The following is a 26,943-nucleotide window of genomic DNA, read 5'->3' as shown; positions in this document are numbered from 1 at the left end:
GGTTGATCTAGAGTTTCAGGTTTCGCAGGCGCAGGGCGTTGGAAATCACCGATACCGACGACATGCTCATGGCGGCCGCCGCCAGCATCGGCGACAACAGGACCCCGAAGACGGGATAGAGAACCCCGGCCGCGATCGGCACGCCGACCGTATTGTAGACGAAGGCGAAGAAAAGGTTCTGCTTGATGTTGGCGAGCGTCGCCCGGGCCAGCTTGCGCGCCTTGGCAATGCCGGCGAGATCGCCCTTCAGCAGCGTGAGCCCCGCGCTCTCCACCGCCACGTCCGCGCCCGTCCCCATGGCAATGCCGACATCGGCGGCGGCAAGCGCCGGCGCGTCGTTGATGCCGTCACCGGCCATGGCGACTTTCTTGCCGGCCTTCTTCAGCTTTTCGACCAGCGCCTTCTTGTCTTCCGGCAGGGCGCTTGCGAGCACATCGTCGATGCCGAGCGCATTGGCCACCGCATGGGCCGTGCGGGCATTGTCGCCGGTGGCCATGATGACCGACAACCCTTCATCGTGGAGCGTGCGGATCGCCGCGCGCGCGCTTTCCTTGATCGGGTCGACCACGGTGATCAAGCCGGCGAAGAGACCGTCCACCGCGAAGAACATGACGGTCTTGCCCTCATCCTGAAGCCGTGCCGCCTGTTCCTCGCCAGAAGACGGGTCAATGCCTTTGTCCTGAAGCAGGCCCAGATTGCCGAACAGCAATGTCTTTCCATCGACTGTGCCGAGCACGCCCTTGCCGGTTTCCGCGTTGAAGTCGGAAACCGGGCCGAGGCTGAGATTCTTGTCCTGAGCGGCGCGCACGATGGCTTCGGCCAGCGGATGTTCCGATCCCTTTTCAAGGCTAGCGGCCAGGACAAGCAGGTCGTCCTCCTCAAGGCTGCCAAAGGCAATTACATCGGCAAGTTCGGGCCGGCCCTCGGTGAGTGTGCCGGTCTTGTCGACGATGACGGTATCGACGCGCGCAAGCCGCTCCAGCGCCTCCGCGTCCTTGATCAGCACGCCCGACTGGGCGCCCCGGCCCGTCGCGGTCATGATCGACATGGGCGTTGCGAGGCCCAGCGCGCAGGGGCAGGCGATGATCAGCACGGATACCGCGGCCACGACCGCATAGACGAGCGACGGCGCGGGCCCGACGAAGAGCCAGACGACGAAAGCCGCGACGGCCGACAGGACCACGGCGGGGACGAAATAGCTCGAGACCGTGTCGGCCAGCCCCTGGATCGGTGCGCGGGATCGTTGGGCGGCGGCCACCATGTCGACGATCTTGGCCAGCATGGTATCGCTGCCGACCCGCTTTGCTTCCATGACGAGTGTGCCGGACTTGTTCAGCGCTCCTCCGGTGACATCGTCACCGGCCTGCTTTTCGATCGGAACCGGTTCGCCGGTCACAAGGCTTTCGTCCACGGAGGAATAACCCTCGATCACCGTGCCATCGACCGGAACTTTTTCGCCGGGGCGCACGCGAAGCCTGTCGCCGGAAAGAATATTTTCCAGCGGCGCGTCATATTCATCGCCCTCCGGCGTGATCCGGCGCGCGGTCTTCGGCGCCAGGTCCATCAGCGCGCGAATGGCGCCGCCGGTGCGCTCACGCGCTCTCAACTCCAGCACCTGACCGACGAAGATCAGGGCGACGATCACCACCGAAGCCTCGAAATAGACCGGCATGAAGCCGTTCCCGGAACGCATCTCGGCCGGGAAGATCTCCGGCATAAGCCCCGCGACCATGGAATAGGCATAGGCCGCCCCCACGCCCAGCATGATCAGGGTCCACATGTTGAATTTGCGTGTCTTCAACGACGCCCAGCCGCGGAGAAAGAACGGCTGGGCCGCCCATAGCACCACCGGCGTCGCCAGCAGCGCCTCCAGGTAGATCGAAAGCCGTTCGCCGAGCCATTCGCGGAACGGCAGGCCGATCATCGGCCCCATGGTGAGGATGAGAAGCGGGACAGCCGCGCCGGCGCTGACCCACAGGCGGCGGGTAAAGTCGACCAGTTCGTGGTTCGGCTCGTCCGACACACCGCTCATCGGCTCGAGCGCCATGCCGCAGATCGGGCAGGAACCCGGCCCCTCCTGAACGATTTCCGGATGCATCGGACAGGTGTAGAGCGCTCCGCCGGAGGACGCCTTTTCCGCCTCCAGCGCTTTTTTCTTGCTGTGGTTGCCGGACAGATAAAAGTAGGGATCGGCCTCGAACTTGTCGTGACAGCCGGAACTGCAGAAATGATAGTCCTTGCCCTTGTAGACAAGGTGCGGCTTGCCTTTTCCAAGGGCGACCGTCATACCGCAGACCGGATCGATGACCGTCTCCGCAGCGCCATCACCGCCAGCATGTTCATCATGAACGCTGCCTGGTCCCGATGCCGGCGTTTTCGCTACACTGTTCGTGCTCATTGCAGGCGCCTCTCATCGTTCGGATTTGTGATTGAACCCGAAGATAAGGCTTCCAGCAACTGGAAGGTCAAGTGCTCTTCAGCCAAGCGTCATCGCAGGCGCCCCTTCCTCAGGAACGCCCGCAATGACCCAAACGCTTTTTTCCGGGAGATCCGGACGATCGCTGTCTATTCCACGCCGCCCATGGATTTCGCCTGATCGATCAGCTCCTGGCAGGCGGCTTCGTTGCCCTTCCGGTGCTCTTCGTAGGCTTTTTCCAGAAGTGCGCGCATCTGGTTGCCGGTCTCGAAATCGATGCCGTTGCTGTCGGCCCGCCCGAGGGTCGCCTCCACCTTGTCGATATCCGACGTGCAATCGGCGAGGGCGACGGTCGGCGCGGCGATAACGAAGGCCGCGGCCATCAGAATTTTGGTCAGACGCATTGAAATTCTCCCTTTGATCTATTCCACTCAACAAGGTCTAAAAAACTGCGCTTGGCATTATGCGCCAGATCCGACCCGGTTTACAGACGGCTTTCCCTCAAAGCACCCGTTCGCCCAGCCGCCATGCGGTTTTCAGATACGGATGGCCGCCATGGAGGCCGATGTGCAGAAGGTCGGCGCGCTTTCCGATGGCGATCTCGCCGCGGTCGTTCAGACCGGCCGCTTCCGCCGGCGTCCTGGAGGCCATGCGGACCGCCGCCGGCAGATCCTCCTCGAAATGCTCCGTGGCCGCAATCAGGAAGACCGCATCCAGAAGCGAGCGCGGGACATAATCCGAAGCCAGAATGTCGACCAGCCCTTCCGCCATCAGGTCCGCAACGGCAACGTTGCCGGACTGGGATCCGCCGCGCAGGATATTCGGGGCGCCGCCCACCGTGGTCATGCCGTTTTCCCGGGCAAGACGGGCGGCTTCGAGGCTGCAGGGGAATTCGGACACGGAAACGCCTTCGGCGAGCGCCTGATCGATGTGTTCGGGATCGGTGTCGTCATGGCTCAGGAGCGGCAGGCCATGGTCATGGGCCATGCGGACGACGGCCGGCCGGACAGCGGCGCTGATCTCGTCGGAGAAATCCAGAAGCTCCTGCGTGTCGCGCTCGACCACGGAACGGGGCAGCCCGGTGTCGGCCATGCGCCGCTGCATATAGCCCTCCACATCCTTGCTCTGGCGGCGGCCGGGCAGATGCTCCATGACCGAGATCACCCGGACGATCTCCCGCCCGATGTTTTCCTCCACCAGCCGTGCGGATTCAGGGTCGGTGATTTCGCAGCGCAGATGGACGAGATGTTCCGCGCGCAGCATGCCGGCGTTGCGGGTCGTCTCCAGCGCGTCGATCATCGGCCCCAGGATTTCCCGGCGTTCCGGGTTCTTGAGTGTCGCGCCGACGCACAGGCTGTCGAACACGGTGGTGATACCGCCGCCGATGATCTGGGCGTCATGGGCGAGCGCCGCGCGCACCGGATCCCAGCGCACATGGGCGCGCGGGTAGAGGTGCTTTTCGAAATGATCGGTGTGGATATCGACCAGGCCCGGCAGCAGGAAGTCGCCTTCCAGGTCGACGCCGCCCTGCGGCGCCACGCCGGTATCGATGGCGACAACCCTGCCGGCGCTTACCGCGACATGGCCTGTGACCACCTCGTCGGCGAGAACCAGCCGCGCATTCTTGAAAACGGCAGAGCCGCCTTCGGTCCGGTCCGATTGCTGCGCGATGTTCATGGTCTTTCCTTCCCCGCCTCTGCCGGGCCTGTGATTCGAGGCGGGCACAATCGCCTGTCTATGTGTCAGTTTTTTAGGGCAATCGGAAAAAAGTTGTCCAACGACCAGATGCCAGCCCTGCGCCACTCTCACGAAACCGTGACCTCCTTCACCGCATCTGCCAACGGCCTCCGGCTCGGAATTGCCCGCAGGCGCCCTATATTCAGGGTTCTGTCGCGTCCGAACCCGATGGGAGAATGCCCCATGACCAGAGACCCGATCACCCGTCGTCGCCTCCTCGCCACCGGCGGAGCCGTCATGGCGAGCGGGCTGATTGTTCCCGTCATCGTGCCGTTCAGCACCCCCGCCATCGCCAAGGGCGTGGCGCCGACGCCCTCCATGCGCGGCGGGTCCAACAACTACCGGCCCGGCGCGCCGATCGTGCAGCGGATCGGTGGTGGCGGCTTCCTTATGACGGGCACCGTGCGCCGCGCGGGCGACGGCGCTCCACTTAGCCATCAGCGCATCCAGATCTGGGCGCATACGACCGAGGGCCACGAGCGGGACCCGCACAGCCACGGGGCCACGCTCACGGACGAAAACGGCGTCTTCCGCATGGAGATGCCGCAGATCGTGCCCGCCTTCGGCCAGCCGCACGGGCATCTGGCCTATGACAGCGGCGACTTTCAAACCGTCTTCCTCCGGCCCGTGATGGCAAGCTCGAAAGACACCAGCCTGGAGGCGCATTTCGTCCTTCAGCCGGCCTGAGCGAGGTGGATTTGCCCGGAATGCCGTCGGCCCGCCCGATCCTGATCTGGACCGCTCTTGCAATCGCCGTTGCCGTGCCGCTCGCCGCCGCTGCGGCCAGTCCCCTGCTCGCCTGGCGCGACCCGGTCTATATCGCGGCCGGCTTCGCCGGCATCGCCGCCATGGCGCTCCTGCTGGTTCAGCCCTTGCTGGCCGGCGGATATCTGCCGGGCCTGCCCGCCTCACGCGGGCGCGCCGTCCATCGATGGACCGGCGCCGTTCTGGTCGCGGCGGTGATTGTCCACGTGGCGGGCCTGTGGATCACCAGCCCGCCGGACGTGATCGACGCGCTTTTGTTTCGCTCGCCCACCCCGTTCTCCGCCTGGGGCGTGATCGCCATGGCAGCGCTTTTCCTCGCCGCCCTCCTCGCCGCCCTGCGCCGGCCGCTCCACCTGCGCCCGCGGACATGGCGCGCCGCCCACACCTCCCTCGTCATAGTGGCCGCGCTTGGAAGCGTGGTTCATGCCCTGCTGATCGAGGGAACGATGGAGACGGTGTCCAAGACGGTGCTGTGCGTGCTGGTGCTCGCGGCGACGGTGAAGGTCGCGGTTGATCTCAGGGTGTGGGCGATACGGGCGCGGCGGGGGGCTTGAGGTGGGTGTGTTTTAAGAATACCGGCATGGCGCCGTGTTTTAGAAAATGAAGGGGAGAAACTCTTTCATGCGCATTTCATCGCAAGACGCAAGCCCGCAGATGGCACTTGTGGAAAGCGGTCTGAACCGGACTCCGAGCATGTACGTTGCCGAACCCCGTTCATTCCACTAATTTTGTCCATTTCAATGCACAGCGGTGCACCTGTTCGGACAGCAGGAAGCTTCAAAGCGAATCCCCTCAAGTCACCAAATGAACAGCTTTGTAGTCTGTCAATTATTCTTTCACCAGTGACGCGGAATTTGTATCATAAACATAATCAGAAATCGTACCATCCTTAATCTTTTCGACCACTTCATCGATTACAAAAAGCGGTACTAGAAACCATTCTCTTGGCACCACAGGATTCCCAAAGCGATCTATGATCTCGATATTTAAACGAGCTGCTGCGAATACACGGTGAAGGAGTTTTTCGAGTTTAGCCCGATTTATGTTGTAGAGTTCGTAAGTGGCAATGACTTCTACATCGGCGAGGAGAAAGGTGGCATCAAGTTTTGCATTGGCGATACGCTTCTCGACACTGCCACTGGTAACGCCGATCTTATGCACGATGTCACGGTTTTCTACGACGAGCGGATGATTGGATTTGCTGCGTAGAACATAAATTGTACCACTCGCTTCATCTTCCTCAGAAGTTTCGTCGGCAAATAACGGACCAGCGGTCGGATCGGTAATCCGGCGCCCTGCCTCATCTTTATAAAGTGCGCGCTGAAGAGACCGAAGAAGCAGATTGCTCTCTGTTCCGTTCGAGTAGACCACCCGCAGCCGTGCATCGATTTCACCGTTCGGGGCTTTGATGGGTTCACCCACTTCAGCGACATAGGCTGTTTGCCCCGCCAGGATAAAGAACTGGCCCGCCTTGATTTCCGCCTTGAGAAAGCCTGCGTCTCTCACAAATGGCCGGGTTGTCCGGACGCCATTTTTTAATTCATCCTGCACTTCTTCGAACAGCGGCTTAAATCTATCGAAATCCTCACATCGTTCTCGATTGGCAATCTCTTCAGCTGCGCGCTTTTCCGCGCTTGAACGAACATACTTGAGAGTTGTGATGTCAGATGTTTCCGCCTCCACACCCAGCTCCGCGAGCAAAGCGTCATCATCCATCTCTTCTACAGCAGGCTGTAAAGACGCGTTTCCTTCAGCGAGCAGTCCTTGATGGTCCAGCGGTTCGACCAACGTGCGGCATTCCGCCAACGCCCTGATGCGATCGAGCCGAACAGCATAGAGCCGCTCAAAGATATCGCCTTTTTCCCCATGCTGGGGCACATGACCGTTCTCATCAACGAAACGCTGAATTTCCTCAAAACCGGCAAAGATCCTCTCCTCACGCGGCGTCCGGCTTCTCGTATTCTTTATTTCGAATTCGACGCCAAGCTCGGCTAGAAGCGCATCATCTTCGTCGGTAAACTTAGCCATCTTTGGAAGCTTCCGCTTTCATGCGGGCGAGAACTGCGACACCCTCTGCCATGCGCTTTTCCCAAGCGTCAGACGAAGTAATTGAAGGCAAACGACCCCGCTCCTGCTTGAACTTAAGTGCCCGGCGTGCAAGGTCCCGTGCCTCTTCTGGTGAAAGGCTGACTTTCTTTGCGGATATGACAGCGGCAACCTGCTTCAGACTATCTTCGCTCATCGTTTTGGCGAGGATGGCGTAAGCTTCCCCGAACGGGTTGATCCGGTCAATCAGATCAATATCAAGTTCCCTAACGTCCATCGCGATTTTGCGAATGCCATCGATCAGTGCCGTATTTTGGGTGTCCGATGCACCGCCACCTGGGTTCAGTAGAGCCTTAGCTTGCTGCGTTAGGTTGAGAGCGGCGACCGCATGCTGTCGCACAGCCTCTTGATCGCCCTCATTCAGTTCCGGGTATCTATCCTTGATGATTTTTCCCATGCGCACACGGGTCAGCTCTTCTGGCACCAACTCTTCATCGAATAAGCCGCGTTCTATGGCGGTCTTGTCCTGAACAAAGGCGGTAATTACTTCGTTCAAATCTTCTTTGCAGATACGCTGCGCTTCCGTGCTCTTCGGCTCTGTCAAACCTTTGATTTCAATTTGGAACTGACCGCTTTCCTCATTGAAGCCAACATTGCATTTCGAAGGATCATATCCGTCCTCACCATAGGTAAAACCAGGTATCGGCTCGTTTTCAGGCCGCTTAGGCGTAAAGTTGAAGCGCGGAGCAAGCACCTGCTCCATGAGAAGACTCGCAGCGATCGCCTTCAACGTATCGTTGATAGCTTCGGTCACGGCCTCTTCCGATGCGTCTGGCTCAGCAATCAGATTGGTGAAGCGAGCTCTGGTCTTTCCAGGCGCATCACGGGTTGCTCGCCCGATAATCTGCACGATTTCGGTCAGACTGGAGCGATAACCGACAGTCAAGGCGTGCTCGCACCAAATCCAGTCGAACCCCTCTTTGGCCATGCCGAGCGCGATTATGATATCCACATGATCGCGGTCGTCTTTGTGAACCGGGTCTTTGAGAGCCGCTGATACCTTGTCGCGTTTGGAGGCATCGTCATCAACCAGATCCGCAATCTTAATGACACGGCCTTCCGTCGTCTTCACCCGCTGGAATCCCGTAGAAGGGTCGGTCCCCTGCCATTCACCCAGCTCTTCAAGGATGTGCTCGACTTCCCTGATTTTATCCTTCGTGCTCTCCCGGGAATTGACGGAGGGAATGTGAATGATGGTCTTCTCGTTCGGGTTCAGTACCTTCAGAATGTCGTCGGAATAAGCGCTGGCATAGAAGAAATAGCCGATATCGAGTTGCTTCAGATACTTATAACCGTTGAGCTGCTCATAGTAAGTGTAGGTGACGACATCGAATTTCGCCTCGTCATGCGGCATCAACACAGGCTCGGCATCACCCCGGAAATAAGAACCCGTCATTGCAACGATATGCACTTTGTCACGGCCAATGAACTCGCCGAGATGCACGCCTAACCTGTTATCGGGATTGGCCGAAACATGATGGAATTCATCGATAGCGATCAAGCGATTATCGAATGCCTCAACGCCGAATTTATCTACTGCGAACCGAAAAGTCGCATGGGTGCAAACAAGCACCTCCGCATCGCTTTCCAGGAAAGCGCCAACTGAATTGACCTTACCGCCATCTGTGCCGGGTGCATTACAGAGATTCCACCTCGGCCCCACCGACCAGTCCCAATAAAACCCGAACTTAGAAAGCGGTTCGTCATTGAAGCTGGAACCGATGGATCTTTCCGGCACCACAACAATGGCCTGCTTAAGACCCTGATTGCGAAGCTTGTCCAGTGCAATGAACATGAGCGCACGGCTCTTGCCAGAGGCCGGCGGCGACTTGATCAGAAGATATTGTTCTCCACGCTTTTCGAAGGCGCGTTCCTGCATCGGACGCATCCCAAGCTCGTTCGACTTGGTCGAGCGGCCATTTCGCGCGTAAGTAACCGACACCGCTGGAACGTGATACGCTGCGGCAGCTTCAGCCAAACCTGGCTGACTGGGCTGGCGCCGAACCTTTTTCTTCTTCGCATGCAGGAAGAAATTTTCGCCTACCTCCGGAATATCCGAGAGGTCTATGTCATCATCCGGGATCGCGGCGATCTCAGTGATACGTTTTTTGGATATAGACATCGAAGAGTTTCCGTTCATGAGGCGTTGCTTTGCGGGCGCTTATGATGCGGATATTTCCGTTGCGCTCAGTGTGTACGACGCAGAGGATCACTGTCGTACCTGGATTGTCCCCCAGCCGTCCAAAGCTGATTTCACGCATCTCGCCGTAGGCGCTCGTATCCTCATTCGTGAGGACATCATTCTGAAATATGGTTGCGGCCTCAGAAAAACTAATACCATGCTTCCTAAGGTTCGCAGCGTCTTTTTCCGCGTCCCATTCAAAGGTAAGCGTCCCGCTGCCGTCCTCCAACACCAAATCATATTCAACGTTCATCAGGCCTTCCTCTCCTTGGCCGATGTCATTTTGGTGTACATCTCGAAAAGCTTTTCCAGGCGCTCGGTGTCGTTCCGGAAACGGCGACCGATGTAGATGCGCTCCAGCACCTCGTCATTGCGGTCATGTGCCGCGCGGAGGTCTTCCGGCATCTTTTCAGGATCATAGAGATCGGCAACAGTCTCGGGGAAATGTGCCTCGCGCGCCAGAAGAATATCTTCCGCGCAGCGGGTTAGGTCGGCCTTGTTCTTCTCGGTAAGCTTCGGGACAGGGAACGTGTTGTAACAAAGCGCCGAAGAATACCGAATCCGAGTAGTCAATCTTCCCGCAACCGCACGCACCCAACTCATGTGCAGCAAGCTTAAAATTATGGCCAGATTCCAAAGGTCTCCATCGTAAATCGCTTGCGCGGAATCACTTACAATGACGTCCTTGGAAAGAAGTCCGAATGGGATGTACAACCTCCGTTCCGATGAAACTCGCGGGGCAATAATCAGATGCTTCCTTGCTTTATGCGTGTAGCGGAATTGATGAGGCTTATTGGCTAGGCCTTGAGCTACTTGACCACCCTCCAAGCGGAATTTCCGGACGGCTTCTATTCTTTCCGAGACTTCCGGTATTCCTTTTGCGAAAGGAAGATCGTCGTCACTAATCCACAGGCAATACCTCTCATCACCATTTAGGTAGTTTTTAGACCCAAATATTTTCTGGACTAGCCTTTCTGCCATTGGGTGTTGGGCTAAAAGTGCTTGTCGTTCGTCGTTCGAAAGTAGCAAGTAGCCGCCGTCATACGGACTATTGCCGGTAATTATCGGCTGCATTTCAGAAATTGGTGCCAGCGATTGGTAGACGATTGTCTCATTTCCCGGAACCAAATATGGACCGATGATGCCTACCTCCCTTACAATTCCATCATAGAAGAGATGCTTTTTTTCATGGTTCCGAACCTTGAGCCCGATGACGGAGCATATTACAGCGGCAACATTTGATGCATTATTTCGCCAAACTAAATCCTTGTGAGCAAAAAAGATTTCTACTCCAAGCCCAAAGATATGTGGCCAAAGTTGATGGACTTGAGATCCTTGATTCACAGAGTTCGTTGAAACGAAGGCAGCAGAAGAACTATATTTAGATATGTATCTTGCGGCTTTTAAGAACCACCCCGAAACATAGTCAAGCTCTCCAATCTTTTTTTCACCGAAGAATACTTTAGATAATTCCTTTTTTTGTACGGAAGATTGGCTTTTCCCGCCTAGATATGGCGGATTTCCGCAAAGATAAGTTTCCCCACCTGCATTTTTGAAATCGATCTGCGCTCGATCCAAGGGCGCGTGAAAGAGATCATCCGAAGTGAATTTGACGTCTCCGCCAGTTGGCGGACATATGCTCTCCCAATCGACCTCCATAGCATTGCCGCAGGTAATCCAGTTCATCGCATCCAGCGGCAGGAACTCGGCCATCGCCTCCTTCTGCCCGCGATAGGTCACATCGCACTGATACTCGGCAATGATCAGCGCGAGCCGCGCAATCTCGGCTGGAAAGTCGCGAAACTCAATGCCCCGGAAATTCGTCAACGGGATGTCCGTACGCCGGTCGGCTTCGCCACGCCTTCTGTTGATTTCGGCCTCGATCTCACGCATTTGCTTGTATGCGATGACCAGAAAATTGCCTGAGCCACAAGCCGGATCGAAAACCCTGATCTTGGCTATCCGGTTGCGCAGGTTCAAAAGCTTGCGCGCATTGTCTCCCGCTTCTTCCAGGGCGTCACGGAGGTCATCCAGGAAGAGCGGATTGAGCACCTTGAGGATGTTAGGAACACTGGTGTAATGCATGCCCAGCGCGCCGCGTTCCTCATCATCCGCCACCGCCTGAATCATGGAACCGAAGATATCCGGATTGATCTTTTGCCAGTCGAGATTGCCGATATGCAGGAGGTAGGACCGCGCGATGCGGCTGAAGCGCGGCACTTCGGTCGAACCTGAAAAAAGCCCTCCATTCACATATGGAAAAACATCTGCCCAGCGCGGTAATTTTGATCGCTTGCGATCCTCAATCTGAGTATCCATGGCGCGGAACAACTCGCTAATTACCTCATGGGTATTGGAGCTGTCCTTCGCGCTCATCTGATCGATGGTCGCGGTAAAAAGGTCATTGCCGTTAAAGATATCCGTGTCTTCGGCAAAGAAGCAGAAGATCAGCCGCGCCATGAAATGGTTCATGTCGTGACGGCGCTCGGCGACTCCCCACTCAGGATTGTTCTTTAACAATTCGACATAAAGCCGATTGAGGCGACCAGTCGCCTTGATATCAAAGGCGCTTTCGCGGATTTGCTTGACGGTGCTGATGCCGGCCAGCGGAAGAAAGAAACCGAAGTGATCGGGGAAGTCTTTGTATTCGCAGGCAACGGTTTCGCCTGAATTCAGGTCTTCCGCCTCTAAGGTTTTTCCATCGGTTGCGAGAACGAATTTTGCCTTGGCACGTGCTGTGGCCGGGCTCTCTTTGAGAGCCCGAAGCGTGTCTGTGACGGCCCCTTTATCGCTTGCCTTGATGTGGATATTGCTTGTCTGCAGGACCCCGCCGAGATCGGATTTGTTGGTCGCCCCGTCTCTAAGTCGTTTTATCGTCGTTTTCTTTGCACCAAATGCCTCCAGGAATGCAAAAGGAAACTCCTGAGCATCGAATGGCTGCTCAGCGAGGGCAGAAATCGCTTCTTCAATTTCAACGGCGTTCATGGCGGGTGTTATGGCCGATTTTATGGTTCTTCGAATAGCTTGTTACACGTTAGTGGCATAGATCCGCTGGAGGGAAATCAATCTCCAATAACGCGCTGGAATTCTATCGTAATTCCCCAGAACGAGATTTACGAGCTGTTCGCCATCAATTGACTGAAGCTTTGAACGGTTTCTTTTTGAAATTGGGCAAACTTTTTAAGAGCTAAGGCTCGACGAATATGGCTCTTTCGGGCACCCGTCTGCAATTTGCAGTTCGCGGATGGGTTTCAGTGTGAGTATATCAAAGTGACTGATACAGGTTGAGACGTGTAATCCTGCAGAGCCGAAAATCATACATCCCCAAAACGAAAAAAGCCCCGGCGAACCGGAGCTTTTTGTCGTGTTTCGGGATCATTTTAAACGATCCGAAACCGGAATTTGGTGCCCAGGAGAGGACTCGAACCTCCACGCCCTTGCGAGCACCAGCACCTGAAGCTGGCGCGTCTACCAATTCCGCCACCTGGGCATGAGCCTGTTTTGAAGACGCCGGCGCGGTCCGGAGACCGCCGCCGCCGACCTGCAATGTCGGCTCAGGTGGGCGCTTGTAAGGGTCTGCCGGGGAGTTGTCAATCACCCTTTTGCAGACAATTTCATTCCTGTGCGCAACTGTCTTCGCAGGGGTCTTCACATGCCCCTTCACACGCGGCCGGCAAAGGGCTAAGAGACTGTAGGTTCCCCGGTTTCGAGCCGGCAGGGCACAGATTTATTCTGCAGGCCGCGGCCTTTGAGGCACGCGGCAGACATGCAAGACGTGAGAGGCAAGCGGCAATGTCCACGGCTTTGAATGGAAAACTCGTCACGGTCTTCGGCGCTTCCGGTTTCGTCGGGCGCCATGTGGTGCAGGCGCTGGCAAAGCGCGGCTACCGGGTGCGCGCCGCCGTGCGCCGGCCGGATCTGGCGACCCACCTGCAGCCGCTCGGCGTGCCGGGACAGATCATGGCGGTTCAGGCCAACCTGCGCTACCGCTGGTCCGTCGACCGGGCCGTGCAGGGCGCGGACGCGGTCGTCAATGCGGTCGGCATCCTGGCCCAGAGCGGCAAGCAGAGCTTCGACGCGATCCAGGACTTCGGCCCGCGCGCCATCGCAGAGGCTGCGCGGGGCGCCGGGCTTTCCGCCATCACCCATGTTTCGGCCATCGGCGCGGATCCCGAGAGCGCTTCGGCCTATGCCCGGTCCAAGGCGGCCGGCGAGGCCGGCGTGATGGAAACCCTGCCGGACAGCATCATCCTGCGCCCGTCGATCATCTTCGGGCCGGAAGACGACTTCTTCAACCGGTTCGCCGACATGGCGCGCTTTGCGCCTGCCCTGCCGCTGATCGGCGGCGGCCACACGAAGTTCCAGCCGGTCTATGTCTGCGACGTGGCCGAAGCCGTGGCCAAGGCCGTCGACGGCGACTTGAAGCCGGGCACGGTCTATGAGCTGGGCGGACCGGAAGTCCGCACGTTCCGCGAGTGCCTGGAAGAAATGCTGGCGGTGACCCGCCGCGAGCGCCTTCTGCTGCCGCTGCCGTTCGAGATCGCCTCCGTCATGGGCAAGATCCTGCAGATGCTGCCCAAGCCGATGCTGACGGCCGACCAGGTGGCGCTGTTGAAGACCGACAACGTGGTGTCGGAGGCCGCCGCATCCGAAGGCCGGACCCTGACCGGCATGGGCATCGCCCCGACGACGCTGGCGACGATCCTGCCCACCTACCTGGACCGCTTCCGCGAACACGGCCAATACGACGCCCACCGCATCGCCTGAGGGGCGGGCAAGGCCAAGCCGCATACGCCCTCTCCCTCCCTTGAGGGCAGGGCAATTGCCTATGGCACCACCTGACTCCCTCTCCCATGGGGAGAGGGTCGGGGTGAGGGGATATAGCGTTTGCGGAATACGAAGAGTTTGAACCCCCTCACCCGGAGCTTCGCTCCGACCTCTCCCCATGGGAGAGGTAACTTTTTGTCCGTGGCACTGGCTGGACGGTGCCTCTTGCGCCCCTCTCCCCCCTTGAGGGGGAGATGTCACCGCAGGTGACAGAGGGGGGTAACAGCAGTGGTATCAACCTCCGGCGCCGGTTCATGCCGTGAGGCCCGACACCCCCCTCTGTCCGCGATCGCGGACATCTCCCCCTCAAGGGGGGAGAAGGGTGCAAGCGGTCACGCTGACATCAATTCACCTGACAGAGGCGCCGATCTCCCCAGGCCCCGGATTTCTCCGGAGCCTGACGGCCCGGCCTGTCATCTCCTTTCCCGGTAACGCCAGTCGGAAGACCCCCGGTCCGGGTGCCAGGGGGCGAGAATGTGGCCGCGGGACGTCCGGGTGACGCCGATGTCTTCCAGCTCGCGGTCGCTCAACTGGCTCAGCGCCTTTTCGGTCACGCGCCGGCGGTGGGCCTGATAGAGGGCTGTCGTGATTGCCTGCAGCATGCGGAGTGCGATCGAGCGGCGGCGCAGGCGGCGGCCGAAGGCGGTTTCCAGTGTCAGTGTCATGTCCTGTCTCCTGTCATTCCCGGGGCTCTGAAACCTGTTGATTTTCCGGGCTTGAGGAGACTTTGACAGGGCATACCTGACAGCAGTGAGTCAGGTTTGATCCTGTTCTGTTCCAGTATGTCATTTTTTACGGTATGGAAGGTCAGGCGGAAGGAGATCCCCCATGAATCCGATCGAGCGCGCGCTTGGCATCCTGCTGCTCCTGAGCAGCGGCAAGCTGGTGAGCGCGACCACGCTGGCGGAACGGTTCGACGTGTCGCTCAGGACCGTCTACCGGGACATCGACCGGCTGATCGCGCTCGGGGTTCCCGTCGATGCGGAACGCGGGGCGGAAGGGGGCTATCGCCTCGCCAAGGGGTATCTGCATCCGCCGGTGGCGCTTACCCGCAACGAGACGGCCGCGCTCCTGTCCGCCCTTGCCCTGATCCGCTCCATCCGCACCACGCCGTTGGCCGCCGATCTGGACGCGGCGGAACGCAAGCTGGTGGCTTCCCTGCCGAAGGCCGTCCATGACCTGCTCAGCCAGGCGGACCGCATCATCGGCATCGAGCCGGTGCCGGCCGATATCTTTCACGCGGGCACCAAGGCGGAGCCGACCGGCGCATGGCAGCGGGCGCTGGACGGATTCATGCTCGGTCTTCTGGAAAGCCGGCGGGTGCGGTTCGACTATGCCAACCCGAGCCGGCAGGAGCTGAAAGCCCATGACGTGGAGCCCTACGGCATCCTGTTCGACCGGGACCTGTGGTATCTGGCCGGGCGCTGCGTCGACACGGATATTCTGAAGATCTACCGGGCCGACCGGGCAAGCAATCCGGAGGTCAGCGGCTTTCGTTTCCGCCCGCCGAAGGACTTCACCGTCCAGTCCCTGCTCGGCGGCGTCTGGCTGTCTCGCGCCATGCGCCGCTGGGAACGGGAGGGGCCGGTCGCCCGGATCCGGATCACAGCCGATCAGGCCCGCAGGCTCAGCGCCGACTGGTACTACAAGCACGCGGCGTTTACCCCGGCAGACGACGGCAGCATCGTCATCGGCATTCCCAACGCCAGCCGGGAGCGCATCCTGCCGCTGGTGCGCTGGCTCGGCCCGGGGGCGGAAATCCTCGAGCCGGTCGAGCTCCGGCGGGAGCTGATCGCGGAACTCAACGGCATGGCCGCCGCACATGAAGCCAGCGGTACCGGCGGCGGCTGAGCGTTTCTCAGCCGACCAGGTAAAGCCCGGCAAAGCCCGCGAGACCGACGAAGATCCGCCAGTAGGCGAAGGGCGCGAAACCGTGGCGGCTGACGAAATCGAGCAGGCCCCGGACCACGAACACGCCGGCGATGAAGGAGGCGATAAAGCCGACCGTGATGATCGCCGCATCGTCGACGGACAGCACGTTGCGGTTCTTGTAGAGGTCGTAGGAGAACGCACCGACCATGGTCGGCATGGCAAGGAAGAAGGAGAATTCCGCCGCCGAGCGCTTGTCCGTGCCGAGCAGCAGGGAGCCCGCGATGGTCGAGCCGGAGCGGGACACGCCGGGCACCATGGCCAGGCACTGGAACACGCCGATGACGAAGCAGAGCCAGAGCGGGTAGTCCATCACGTTGGTGTAGCGGGGTTTCAGCGGCAGGCGGTCGATCCACAGAAGGATGATGCCGCCGATCAGCAGCGTGGAGCAGATCAGAGCCGGCGATTCGAACAGCACTTCCTTGATGTATTTGTGCGCCATGACGCCGATCACGGCGGCCGGCAGGAAGGCGAGCAGAATGCCGAAAACGAAGCGGCGGGCGTTCTGGTCGCTGGGCAGGGCCACGGCGATCTTCCACAGGCGCGCGGAATAGACGGTCAGGATGGCCAGGATGGCGCCGAGCTGGATCAGCACCTCGAAGGTCTTGCCGGTGCTTTCGAAGCCCAAGAAATGCCCCAGCAGGAGAATGTGCCCGGTGGAGGAAACGGGAATGAATTCCGTCAGCCCTTCCACGATCCCGAGGATCAGTGCATCGAAAAAAGTTTGTCCGTCCATAACCGCTTGTCACTCCGAATCAATCGATAAAGCAAACCCCTGCAATCATAGCTCTGCATAAGCACGCGACATGTCAAATCGTTGTCGACAGGGGTGCATCAATCCCTTGATAACCTTGTTCCAGTCATAATTGACAACTAGGCGCATAACCGGGGCTGGCCTAAAAGGCCAGTCCCCTTTCCCGCCCGTTTCAAGGCCCTGTCAGAAGCCCATATGCTCACGCTGTATCACCATTCGTTTTCGCCGTCGTCGCGTTTTGTCCGCCTCGTGCTTGCCGAGTACCAGGCCGCCTTCGAGGAAGTGCAGGTCAACCCCTGGGAACGGCCGCGGGAACTGCTGGAGCTGAACGCCGCCGGCACGGTGCCGGTGCTGGTGGAAAACGGCGGGCCGGCGATCTGCGGTCCCGGGCCGATCATGGAATATCTGGACGAGACCCGCGGCTATGCGGTCGGCGACCGGCGGCTGATGCCCGACCACCCGGAGGCGCGTGCGGAAACCCGCCGGCTGGTGGACTGGTCGCTGGGCAAATTCGATCACGAGGTGGTCGGCCATCTGGTGCGCGAGCGGATCTACAAGCAGGCCATGCCGCGCTCTGCCGGCGGCGGCGAGCCGGATTCCGCCGTGCTGCGGGTCGCCCGCGCGAACATTCCCCATCACCTGCGCTATTTCGGCTATCTTGTCGCCTCGCGCCGCTGGCTTGCGGGCGACCGGCTGTCCTTTGCCGATTTCGCGCTGGCGGCCGAGCTTTCCTGCGCGGACTATCTGGGCGAAGTGAAATGGGCGGAAGAGGAAAACGTGAAGAGCTGGTACGCGCGAATGAAGTCGCGCCCGAGCATGCGTCCGATGCTCGGCGAGAAGATCCTCGGCATGCCGCCGGCAGCGAGCTACGCGGACCTGGACTTCTGACTTCCAAGGACCGAACAGCCCCAAAGACGAACAAGCTTCTCGAACGGGTGCGCGAGAAGGCCGCCTCCCTTGGCTTCGACGACCTGAAAATCGCCCCCGCCGATGCGATCCCGCAAGCGCCGGAGCGGCTGCGGCAATTCCTGAGCGCCGGTTATCACGGCACCATGGGCTGGATGGCGGAAACGGAAGAGCGCCGCGCCGATCCGAAGGTGCTCTGGCCGGAGGCCCGATCCGTGATCATGCTCGCCATGAATTACGGACCGGACGACAGGCCGGAAAACCATCCGCTGGCGCATCTGAAGGATCCGTCGACCGGCGGCATTTCGGTCTATGCGCGCAACCGGGACTATCACGACGTCATCAAGGGCCGGCTGAAGGAACTGGCAAGCTTTCTGGTTTCGCGGGCCGGCGGCGACGTGAAGGTCTTCGTCGACACGGCGCCTGTGATGGAAAAGCCGCTGGCGGAGGCCGCCGGGCTCGGCTGGCAGGGCAAGCATACCAACCTGGTGTCGCGGGACCTCGGCTCCTGGTTCTTCCTCGGTGCAATCTTTACCACCCTGGAGCTGCCGCCGTCAGGCGCGGAAATCGATCACTGCGGCTCGTGCCGGGCCTGCCTCGACAGCTGCCCGACCGATGCCTTCCCGGCCCCCTACCGGCTCGACGCGCGCCGCTGCATTTCCTATCTCACCATCGAACATGCCGGGCCGATCCCGGAAGAGTTTCGTGAGCCGATGGGCAATCGCATCTATGGCTGCGACGATTGTCTTGCCGCCTGCCCCTGGAACAAATTCGCCTCCGCAGCGCGCGAAGCCAAGCTGATTGCCCGCGACGACCTGAGGGCGCCGAGGCTTGCCGACTTGCTCACCCTCGACGACGCCGCCTTCCGCACACTTTTCTCCGGCTCTCCGGTCAAGCGCATCGGCCGCAACCGGTTCCTGCGCAATGTTCTGATCGCCGCCGGCAATGCGGACGATGCGGGCCTGCTGCCGGTGGTCCGGCCCCACCTTTCCGACGAGGATCCGGTTGTCAGAGGTGCAGCAGTCTGGGCGCTGAAGCGGCTTGCCCCGGCCGACGTCGTTGAGGCAGAAAGAGGCGCACGGCTGGCCGGGGAACCCGACCCGGACGTACGCGCCGAATGGCAATAGCTGCCCTCACCCGCTCTCGACAAGGACCCTTCCCATGACGAAACCGCCGCTCCGTATCTGTATTTCAGGCGTCACCGGCGGTGTCGGCCGGGCGCTGCTGCCGGCCATCATGGCGGAACCGGACCTGGAACTCGCCGGCGCGGTTTCCAGGGGCGCGGCCGGCCGGGATGCGGGCGAGGCGATCGGCCAGCCGGCAACGGGCGTCACCGTCGTCACGGATGTGGAAGAGGCCTTCAAGAGCGGTATCGATGTCCTGATCGACTACTCCGCCTATGACGTCACGAAAGAGAACCTCGCCAAGGCGATTGCAAACAAGGTGCCTGTGGTTCTCGGCACCACCGGCTTCAGCGCGGGCGAGCTGGAAGCCCTCGACGGACCGGCGCGGCAGGCGGGCATCGGCATCGTCACCGGCAACTTCTCGCTGACCGCCGCCCTCCTGCAGCATTTCGCGCTGTTCGCCGCAAAGCACCTGGATCATTTCGAGGTCATCGACACCTGCAAACCCACCAAGCCGGACGCACCGAGCGGAACGGCGCGGGAACTGGCGGAAAAGCTCGCCGAGGTGAAAAGGCCCAGACAAGAGGTTCCGATCGATCAGGTCCACGGCGCACCGGCCGCACGGGGGGCGACCGTCGACGGCGTGCAATGCCACTCGCTGCGGCTGCCGGGCTTTGCCAGCCGTGTTGAGGCGATCTTCGGCACGGGCACGGAACGCTTGACCCTCTGCCACGAGGCCATCACCCACGGCGAACCCTTCGTCAAAGGCTCGCTCCTGGCGGCCCGCAGGCTTGCCGAACCGGGCAAGACCCGGATCACCGGCATCGTGCGCGGTCTGGACACGCTGCTCTTTGCGGGAGGGAACGGGCTCGGGTAAGGGTCTGAGGCTGAGGACAAAGCCCGATTTCGTCGTCGACTCTGATGGGTGAATTCCTCTTCCCTTCCATAAGTGACAATCAGCGCTACGCTTGGCCTTGCCCCTTGCACAACCGTCTCCCGGGACTTGATCCGGGGCCTACTCGCAAAGCCACTTGCCGCAGCTTTGATTAAAGCAACAACGGCTCTGGAAATGAGTAGGCCCCGGCTCGCGCTATCGCTTGGCCGGGGTGACGAGAGAGAGAAAGCCACTTTGCAGCCGGGGAACGCCGCAGCAGGAGCCAACCCCGTCTTTTTTCGCAACCCCTTATTGCAAATCCGTCAGGAACGCCGCTTAAATCTCTGCTGTTGTTTTTCAGCATTTCAGACGGGAGATGTCGTTTGTTTTTCTCATCAGCCTCAGTATTCGCCAGCCGGCGTGACCGGTTCCGGAAAACCGGAAATCGCCCATCACGCTATGCAGCTGCCTTGTGGATTGCCACCGCTCTCGTCGTTCCAGCCACGTCCGCGTCAGCGCAAACGGGGGCCGAAGAGGCGTTCAAAACCTTTACGGACAGCTGGAGAAAAGTCGGAGCGAAGATCAGTAATGATCCGGTTCAATATGACAGCGGATCCGACACACTAACCGTTCCCAATTTCCGGATGAACAGTTCCGGGTCCGTTGAAATCGCCATTCCGGGCAAATCCTCAGGACCTGCGACAGGAGGGTCGGCAGCTAGCGGCAAACAGCGGCTGGACTACGAATTTACATATTCCGGCTCTCTTACAATGACGGGCTACACAAAAGTCGATCAAGGTCTTCATTTCGATGACCTGTCCGGTATTGATGGACCGCGCCTTACCTTTGGATTCAAGCTCAATGGAGACCCTTTTTTCCAACAGGACCTGACCTTCTCCGACTTCAAGGCCCATAATGTCACGGTCGGCTTGCTCAAGTTTCCGGCAGCCAATCCTGAGCATCCCGCCAGCCGGCTCTTGTCCTTTCTCAAAATCATCAAACAATTCTCTGTTGACCTGGTTGCGGCCGATAAAGTCAGCGGAACTGTTTCGTATACCCTTCCCGGCGATCAACAGACCAAAACAATGGCGAAATCCAAATTCGTCATGAATGGCTACAGGGTCACCGATTTCAAGGACGGCGCCATAGGCGAGTATTCCTTCGACAGCATGACGCAGGACATGGAAAGTCCGGTTGAGGGGATTGCGAAACAAAGCGTCAGCCAGGGCCGTACCGTTTTCAAGGACTTCAACTTCGGGAACTTCCTCGCGCTTCTCGATCCCGATGTCGCGGAATCCGGAGAGCAGATGCCGCTCCTCGCCTCCGCACATACGGAAGATTACGTCATCGACCAGGACCTGGCGGACGGCAAGTCGGTTTCCATGAAACTGGCCAGCATGGATGCCACGGACTTCACCGTCACGAAGCGGGACTTCGACTTCCTCGGTGTTCTAGATCAGTTGTTTTCCGGAAACACACCGGCTCCTGAGCAGGTGATTACTGCCGCGCTGCAGGCATATCGATCCTTCAGCATTTCGGATGTCCGGATGCGCGGCTTTGAAATGGCCGTCCCGGTTCCGGAAATTCCCGGGGAGCCGGTGACCTTGTCCATGGGCGAGATCGGCCTGTCCGACATGAGTTCCGACAAGATCGGCGAATTCGTTATATCGGACGTCAAGACGAGCACGCTTCCCAATGGAGCGGAATTCAGTCTCGGCAAGGCCCACATGGGCAATCTGGATTTCGCGCCCTACGGGCCGATGGCCGACCTCATTCCTGCCCTCATCGAGGAGGCCGGAAAGTCACAACCGGATGCGATGCGGATCGCCCGGGTGTTCGCGCCCCGGTCGATTTCCTATGGCCTGGAAGACCTGCATGTCGTTGCGCCGGGGAAAGGCGAAGTCACCATCGGCAAGGCCGAACAGTCCTTTTCGACCACAATCGCCCCGATCCCGACGGACATTTCCACGAAGACGGAAAATGCGTCGATCCCGGTGGCCGCGCTGAACGATCCGAAAGCCGCCGCCTTCCTCGAAGCTCTCGGCCTCGACACCATCGCATGGTCCGACGAGACGCGGCTTCACTGGGATGAGACGACGCTCGAACTGACGCTCGAAAAGCTGATGATCGACGTTCAGGGTATCGGCCGCGCCGAAGCGACGATGAGGTTCGCCAATGTGCCGAAGGCCCTGTTCGAGAATCCGCAGACCCAGGCGCAGATCGCGCTGGTTTCCTCCGCCTTCGTCGGGGCCGAGATCAGCTTCGTCGATGCGGGCGTGACGACGAAAGCCATTCAGAAGATGGCGCAGGATGCCGGCGTTCCCGAAGAGGCCTTTGCCCAGGCGCTGGTGGCCCAGGCGGAAGCCGCGCTGCAGCCGGTCAACGATCCGGCGTTCACGCAGACGGTGACCGAGGCCGTGGCAGACTTCCTCGCCAATCCGGGTACGCTGAGGGTCGTGCTCGCGCCGCAAAAGCCGGTGCCGGTCGCACAGATCGTCGGCAGCATGGTCACGCCACAGGTGCTGCCGGGACTTTTGAACGTTCAGGTGACGTCGTCGCATTGACGAATTGAAGAATGGCAGGCGGAACTTTTCCGCCTGAGGTTGATGACAAACCCTGATTTCGTCATCCCGGACGAAGCGTGAGCGGAGATCCGGGACCGGGGAGCCACGGCTTCGATTGTATAATCTATTGAAGTCGCGAGGCTTTTGCCTCCCCGGTCCCGGCTCGCGCTTCGCTTGGCCGGGATGACGATGGAGAGGGAAGGGCTTTGTCAGCAGTCGGAGGCGGAACGTTTCCGCCTGCCGTTTCTCAGTCTTTCAGGCACCTATTCGGCGGCTTCCGCCAGTGCCGGTCTGATCCGGGCCGCGCAGAACTTGAACTCGGGGATCTTGCCGAAGGGGTCGAGCTGCGGGTTGGTCAGCATGTTCGCCGGGGCTTCGGTGTAGCAGAAGGGGATGAACAGCATTCCCGACGACACGTCCCGGTCGGCGCGCAGGGTCAGGGTGATCGATCCGCGCCGGGTTTCCACCGTGACCTGCTGGCCGATCGTGAGCCCTGCCCGCCCGATGTCCTTCGGATGCATGGAGACCACCGGTTCCGGCTCGATGGCATCGAGGATGGTCGCGCGCCGGGTCATGGCGCCGGTGTGCCAGTGTTCCAGCATGCGGCCCGTGGTCAGCACCAGCGGGTAGTCGTCGTCGGGCAGTTCGTCCGGGGGCACAAGGTCGGTCGGCACCAGACGGCCGCGGCCGTCCGCCGTCGGAAAGGACTGGCCGAACAGGATCTCGTTGCCCGGCACGTCGTCGCCGTCGGCCGGATAGGTGACCGTGCCGTCGCGCTCCAGCCGGTCCCAGGAAATGTGGTCCAGCGAGGCCATGTGCGAGCACATTTCCTCGTAGATTTCCGGTACGCTGTCATAGGACCAGTCGAGACCGAGCCGGTTGGCAAGCTCCACGATCAGCTCCCAGTCCGCCCTCGCCTCTCCGGGCATGGGCACGCAGGGCCGGCCGATCTGGACCTGGCGGTTGGTGTTGGTGTAGGTGCCGAGCTTTTCCGCGTGCGCCGAGGCCGGCAGAACCACATCCGCATGCCAGGCGGTTTCGGTCAGGAAGATGTCCTGCACGACGAGATGCTTCAGGGTGGCCAGCGCCTTGCGGGCATGGGCCTGGTCCGGATCGGACATGGCCGGGTTCTCGCCCAGGATATACATGGCCTCGATGCCGCCGGCGAGAATGTCGTCGATGATCTCGACCACGGTCAGGCCGCGCACCGGATCCAGCGTCCGGCCCCAGGCGTCCTCGAACTCGGCCCGGATATCCGGATTTTCCACCGAGCGATAGTCAGGGTAGAGCATCGGGATCAGGCCGGCGTCGGAGGCGCCCTGGACGTTGTTCTGACCGCGCAAGGGATGCAGACCGGTGCCCGGACGGCCGATCTGGCCGGTGGTCAGCGCCATGGCGATCAGGGCACGCACATTGTCCGTGCCGTGGACGTGCTGGGACACGCCCATGCCCCAGAAGATGATCGACTTGGCGGAGGTGGCGTAAAGCCTTGCGACCTCGCGCAGGGTCTCCGCATCGATGCCGCAGACCGGCGCCATGGCTTCCGGCGTGAATTCGGCGATCTTTGCCTTCAGCGCCTCGAAGCCGTCCACGTGGGCGGCGATATACTGCCGGTCGTAGAGGCCTTCGGAGATGATCACGTTGAGGATGGCGTTCAGCATGGCCACGTCGGTGCCGGGCTTGAAGACGAGACCATAGTCCGCGTGGCGCATCAGTTCCTGTCGGCGTGGATCCATGACGATCAGCTTCACGCCGTTCTTCGCCGCCTGCTTGATGTAGGTGGCGGCGACGGGATGGTTCTGTTCCGGACGGGCGCCGATCACGATCATGCAATCCGCATCGAGCGCCGCGTTGAAGGGCGCGGTCACCGCACCGGAACCAATCCCTTCCATCAGGGCGGCCACGGAGGAGGCGTGGCAGAGACGCGTGCAATGGTCGACGTTGTTGGTGGCAAAGCCCTGGCGGATCAGTTTCTGGAACAGATAGGCCTCCTCGTTGGAGCCTTTCGCCGAGCCGAAGCCGGCGATGCCGGCACCGCCCTTGGCCTCGAAACTTGCCTTCAGGCCGATGGCCGCCCGGTCGAGCGCCTCGTCCCAGGTCGCTTCGCGGAAGACCTCGCGCCAGTCCTTCGGGTAGAGCGTCATGTCGCCGTGCTTGGGCGCGTCGTCGCGGCGGATCAGCGGTTTCGTCAGGCGCTCGGGGCTTGCGACATAATCGAAGCCGAAGCGGCCCTTGACGCAAAGCCGGTTCTCGTTGGCCGGACCGTTGCGGCCCTCGACCTTGACGATCCGGCCGTCCTTGACCGAGACGGAGGTCAGGCAGCCGACGCCGCAGAACGGGCAGACGCTGTCGACGGTCTCGTCCGGATAGACGGCCCGCGTCTTCGCGGTCTCGTCCAGCAGGCTCTTTTCGAACAGCGCGCCGGTCGGGCAGGCGGACACGCATTCGCCGCAGGCAACGCAGGTGGACAGGCCCATGGGATCGGCCAGATCGAAGAACGGGGCCGCGTGGTGGCCGCGCCAGCCCATGCCGATCACGTCGTTGACCTGAACCTCCCGGCAGGCCCGTTCGCACAGGTTGCAGGCGATGCAGGCATCGAGATTGACCGCGATCGCCGGATGGGAAATGTCCTGGGCGGGCTTTTCGCCCGGCGCGTATCGGCTGGAGGTGACACCCAGCTTTTCCGACCAGTGCCAGAAATCGCTTTCCGGGTCCGGATGGGCCTCGCGTGGCGGCTGATCGGCGACCAGCAGTTCGAACACCATCTCGCGGGCCTTGACCGCCCGTTCCGAAGCCGTCTTGACCACCATGCCGTCGGCAGGTTCGCGGACACAGGAAGCGGTCAGCGTCCGCTCGCCATCGATGTCGACCATGCAGGCGCGGCAATTGCCGTCGGAGCGGTAGCCCGGCGCATCCTTGTGGCAGAGATGGGGGATGGCGACGCCTTCGCGCTTGGCGACCTGCCAGATGGTTTCGCCTTCATCCGCGATGACTTCGCGTCCGTCGAGGGTAAAGGTGACTTTCTTGGTCATGCCCGATCCTCCTCGGCAAAGTACTTCAGGACCGAGGCGACCGGATTGGCGGCCGCCTGGCCCAGGCCGCAGATGGAGGCGGTGCGCATGACCGCGTCCAGATCGGCGATCTTCTCCTTGTCCCAGGTCTTGTCCTGGAGAAGCGCGACCATCTTTTCCGTGCCGGACCGGCACGGTGTGCACTGACCGCAGCTTTCGTGCCTGAAGAAGCGCATCAGATTGAGCGCCACGTCGCGCATGTCGTCCTGTTCGGAGAAGACGACGACGGCGTGGCTGCCGATGAAACAGCCGTGCTTTTCCAGCGTGCCGAAATCGAGCGGCTCGTCGGCGAGCGAGGCCGGCAGGATGCCGCCGGAGGCACCGCCCGGCAGATAGGCCTTGAACGTGTGGCCGTCTTCCATGCCGCCGCAATATTCGTCGATCAGCTCGTTCATGGTGATGCCGGCAGGTGCCAGCTTCACCCCCGGCTCCTTCACCCGGCCGGAGACGGAGAACGAGCGGAAGCCCTTATGGCCGCGCCGGCCCTGGCTTGCGAACCACTCCGGTCCCTTTTCGACGATGTCGCGAATCCAGTAGAGCGTCTCGATATTGTGGTTGAGGGTCGGGCGGCCAAACAGGCCCACCTGGGCGATATAGGGCGGGCGATGGCGCGGCAATCCGCGCTTGCCTTCGATCGACTCGATCATCGCGCTTTCTTCGCCGCAGATATAGGCCCCGGCCCCCCGGCGCAGCTCGATGTCGATGGTGGCGATGACACCCGCTTCGCGCAGCGCTGCGATTTCCCGGCGCAGGATTTCCAGAACGGCCGGGTATTCGTCGCGCATGTAGAGATAGATCCGCTCCGCCTGAATGGCGTGGGCGGCGATCAGCGCGCCTTCCAGCATCCGGTGCGGATCGCGTTCCAGATGGTAGCGGTCCTTGAACGTGCCCGGCTCGCCCTCGTCGCCATTGACCGTCAGGTATTTCGGGCCGGGCAGGTCGTGAACGATCTGCCACTTGGTTCCGGTCGGAAAGCCTGCACCGCCGAGGCCGCGCAGGCCCGCTTCCAGTGCATGATCGGCAATCGCAACCACATCGAGATCGCCGGTTCGAACCCGCTCAAGCACCTTGTAACCACCATCGGCGCGATAGGCCTCCAGACCGATGTAGTCCGGCATCTGCGGCTCTGTCTCTCCTTCGAAGATTGCGGCGCGAACGGAGAGTTCGCTGGCCCCGTCCACCGCCCGCTTTCCGACCTGGACAGCAGGGGCAGCCGCGCAGCGGCCGATGCAGGGCACCTTCTGAACCCTGACCTTCGCAGGATCGAGCCCGGTCTGGAGCGCGGCGGCCAGCGCGTCGGCCCCTTTCAGCGAACAGGCGATGCTGTCGCAGACACGCACGGTCAGGGGCGCGGGCGCGGCCTCGTCTTCGCGTACGATATCGAAATGGTGATAGAAGCTCGCGACCTCGAACACCTCCGCCTGGGAAAGGCGCATCTCCTCGGCCAGGGCGCGCAGGTGTTTCGCCTGAAGGCAGCCATAGGCATCCTGGATCTTGTGCAGATGCTCGATCAGGAGGTCGCGGCGGCGCGGTTCGTTGCCAAGCAGGCCCCGCACCTCCTCAAGCGCGGTTTCCTCGATTTGCCGGCCTTTTGGCTGGGACGGCTTTCTGGAAAGCCCCTTGCCGAATGTCATGATGATTGCGTTCCCGACTGACGTGTTCCGGCCAGAAAACGCCGAAGTTTCGAT

The 26,943-nt window shown here is 60.7% G+C and carries 19 protein-coding genes and 1 tRNA gene; 8 read left to right on the top strand and 12 right to left on the bottom strand.

The window, feature by feature from the left end; translation table 11 throughout:
• Positions 1-7 precede the first annotated feature (7 nt).
• The 3 genes from ACN0SO_RS04940 to ACN0SO_RS04930 all read right to left on the bottom strand — a co-directional run bounded on the left by ACN0SO_RS04940 (position 8) and on the right by ACN0SO_RS04930 (position 4,093).
• Positions 8-2,398: a heavy metal translocating P-type ATPase gene (locus tag ACN0SO_RS04940; RefSeq protein ID WP_417675163.1), complete on the bottom strand. Its 2,391-nt coding sequence runs from the start codon at positions 2,396-2,398 to the stop codon at positions 8-10.
• Positions 2,399-2,565: 167 nt separating this feature from the next.
• The gene (locus ACN0SO_RS04935; RefSeq protein WP_417675161.1) at positions 2,566-2,820 is read right to left on the bottom strand and encodes a hypothetical protein; all 255 of its coding nucleotides are present in this window, start codon (positions 2,818-2,820) and stop codon (positions 2,566-2,568) included.
• 97 nt (positions 2,821-2,917) lie between these two features.
• A complete protein-coding gene (locus tag ACN0SO_RS04930) occupies positions 2,918-4,093 on the bottom strand; it encodes an alpha-D-ribose 1-methylphosphonate 5-triphosphate diphosphatase (RefSeq protein ID WP_417675159.1) in 1,176 nt (391 codons plus the stop codon).
• A gap of 243 nt (positions 4,094-4,336) precedes the next feature.
• Here ACN0SO_RS04930 and ACN0SO_RS04925 point away from each other — a divergent pair, with 243 nt between their 5' ends.
• Both ACN0SO_RS04925 and ACN0SO_RS04920 read left to right on the top strand, forming a co-directional pair.
• Positions 4,337-4,840: a twin-arginine translocation pathway signal gene (locus ACN0SO_RS04925; RefSeq protein WP_417676383.1), complete on the top strand. Its 504-nt coding sequence runs from the start codon at positions 4,337-4,339 to the stop codon at positions 4,838-4,840.
• A 20-nt stretch (positions 4,841-4,860) separates the two neighbouring features.
• On the top strand, positions 4,861-5,472 hold the full coding sequence (locus tag ACN0SO_RS04920; RefSeq protein WP_417676381.1) for a ferric reductase-like transmembrane domain-containing protein: 612 nt from the start codon (positions 4,861-4,863) through the stop codon (positions 5,470-5,472).
• 274 nt (positions 5,473-5,746) lie between these two features.
• On the opposite strand, the gene ACN0SO_RS04915 is transcribed toward ACN0SO_RS04920, so the two are convergent.
• From ACN0SO_RS04915 to ACN0SO_RS04895, 5 genes are all read right to left on the bottom strand, one after another.
• A complete protein-coding gene (locus ACN0SO_RS04915) occupies positions 5,747-6,946 on the bottom strand; it encodes a GIY-YIG nuclease family protein (RefSeq protein WP_417675157.1) in 1,200 nt (399 codons plus the stop codon).
• Positions 6,939-9,146 carry a DEAD/DEAH box helicase gene (locus ACN0SO_RS04910; RefSeq protein ID WP_417675155.1) on the bottom strand — a complete coding sequence of 736 codons (2,208 nt, stop codon included), beginning with the start codon at positions 9,144-9,146 and terminating at the stop codon, positions 6,939-6,941. The genes ACN0SO_RS04915 and ACN0SO_RS04910 overlap by 8 nt, the downstream gene beginning before the upstream one ends.
• A complete protein-coding gene (locus ACN0SO_RS04905; RefSeq protein WP_417675153.1) occupies positions 9,118-9,459 on the bottom strand; it encodes a BrnT family toxin in 342 nt (113 codons plus the stop codon). Before ACN0SO_RS04905 ends, ACN0SO_RS04910 begins: the two co-directional genes overlap by 29 nt.
• Positions 9,459-12,191, bottom strand: a complete 2,733-nt coding sequence (locus ACN0SO_RS04900; protein ID WP_417675151.1) for a class I SAM-dependent DNA methyltransferase — start codon at positions 12,189-12,191, stop codon at positions 9,459-9,461. Before ACN0SO_RS04900 ends, ACN0SO_RS04905 begins: the two co-directional genes overlap by 1 nt.
• 418 nt (positions 12,192-12,609) lie before the next feature.
• Positions 12,610-12,696: transfer RNA gene (locus tag ACN0SO_RS04895), tRNA-Leu, on the bottom strand.
• Positions 12,697-12,998: 302 nt separating this feature from the next.
• Between ACN0SO_RS04895 and ACN0SO_RS04890 the strand changes: the two genes are divergently transcribed.
• Positions 12,999-13,973: a complex I NDUFA9 subunit family protein gene (locus tag ACN0SO_RS04890; protein ID WP_417675149.1), complete on the top strand. Its 975-nt coding sequence runs from the start codon at positions 12,999-13,001 to the stop codon at positions 13,971-13,973.
• Between the two features lie 473 nt (positions 13,974-14,446).
• On the opposite strand, the gene ACN0SO_RS04885 is transcribed toward ACN0SO_RS04890, so the two are convergent.
• On the bottom strand, positions 14,447-14,698 hold the full coding sequence (locus tag ACN0SO_RS04885) for a DUF1127 domain-containing protein (protein WP_417675147.1): 252 nt from the start codon (positions 14,696-14,698) through the stop codon (positions 14,447-14,449).
• A 163-nt stretch (positions 14,699-14,861) separates the two neighbouring features.
• Here ACN0SO_RS04885 and ACN0SO_RS04880 point away from each other — a divergent pair, with 163 nt between their 5' ends.
• On the top strand, positions 14,862-15,884 hold the full coding sequence (locus ACN0SO_RS04880; RefSeq protein WP_417675145.1) for a helix-turn-helix transcriptional regulator: 1,023 nt from the start codon (positions 14,862-14,864) through the stop codon (positions 15,882-15,884).
• A 7-nt stretch (positions 15,885-15,891) separates the two neighbouring features.
• Here ACN0SO_RS04880 and ACN0SO_RS04875 read toward each other — a convergent pair whose 3' ends face one another.
• The gene (locus ACN0SO_RS04875) at positions 15,892-16,698 is read right to left on the bottom strand and encodes an undecaprenyl-diphosphate phosphatase (protein ID WP_417675143.1); all 807 of its coding nucleotides are present in this window, start codon (positions 16,696-16,698) and stop codon (positions 15,892-15,894) included.
• A 213-nt stretch (positions 16,699-16,911) separates the two neighbouring features.
• Here ACN0SO_RS04875 and ACN0SO_RS04870 point away from each other — a divergent pair, with 213 nt between their 5' ends.
• The 4 genes from ACN0SO_RS04870 to ACN0SO_RS04855 all read left to right on the top strand — a co-directional run bounded on the left by ACN0SO_RS04870 (position 16,912) and on the right by ACN0SO_RS04855 (position 22,184).
• On the top strand, positions 16,912-17,604 hold the full coding sequence (locus tag ACN0SO_RS04870) for a glutathione S-transferase family protein (protein WP_417675141.1): 693 nt from the start codon (positions 16,912-16,914) through the stop codon (positions 17,602-17,604).
• A gap of 47 nt (positions 17,605-17,651) precedes the next feature.
• Positions 17,652-18,749 carry a tRNA epoxyqueuosine(34) reductase QueG gene (gene queG, locus ACN0SO_RS04865; RefSeq protein WP_417675139.1) on the top strand — a complete coding sequence of 366 codons (1,098 nt, stop codon included), beginning with the start codon at positions 17,652-17,654 and terminating at the stop codon, positions 18,747-18,749.
• 34 nt (positions 18,750-18,783) lie between these two features.
• Positions 18,784-19,623 (top strand): 4-hydroxy-tetrahydrodipicolinate reductase, encoded by an 840-nt coding sequence (dapB, locus tag ACN0SO_RS04860; protein WP_417675137.1) that lies wholly within the window; start codon positions 18,784-18,786, stop codon positions 19,621-19,623.
• Between the two features lie 1,082 nt (positions 19,624-20,705).
• The gene (locus ACN0SO_RS04855) at positions 20,706-22,184 is read left to right on the top strand and encodes a hypothetical protein (RefSeq protein ID WP_417675135.1); all 1,479 of its coding nucleotides are present in this window, start codon (positions 20,706-20,708) and stop codon (positions 22,182-22,184) included.
• Positions 22,185-22,447: 263 nt separating this feature from the next.
• On the opposite strand, the gene fdhF is transcribed toward ACN0SO_RS04855, so the two are convergent.
• Entirely contained in the window at positions 22,448-25,216 is a 2,769-nt protein-coding gene (fdhF, locus tag ACN0SO_RS04850; protein ID WP_417675133.1) for a formate dehydrogenase subunit alpha, read from the bottom strand.
• A complete protein-coding gene (locus tag ACN0SO_RS04845; RefSeq protein ID WP_417675131.1) occupies positions 25,213-26,889 on the bottom strand; it encodes an NAD(P)H-dependent oxidoreductase subunit E in 1,677 nt (558 codons plus the stop codon). The genes fdhF and ACN0SO_RS04845 overlap by 4 nt, the downstream gene beginning before the upstream one ends.
• Positions 26,890-26,943: the final 54 nt, after the last annotated feature.

The sequence above is a fragment of the Roseibium sp. genome (assembly GCF_048260565.1).
Classification (GTDB): domain Bacteria; phylum Pseudomonadota; class Alphaproteobacteria; order Rhizobiales; family Stappiaceae; genus Roseibium.
The sequence above is the reverse complement of the archived record's forward strand: the minus strand, read 5'-3'. Positions and strand labels throughout refer to the sequence as shown.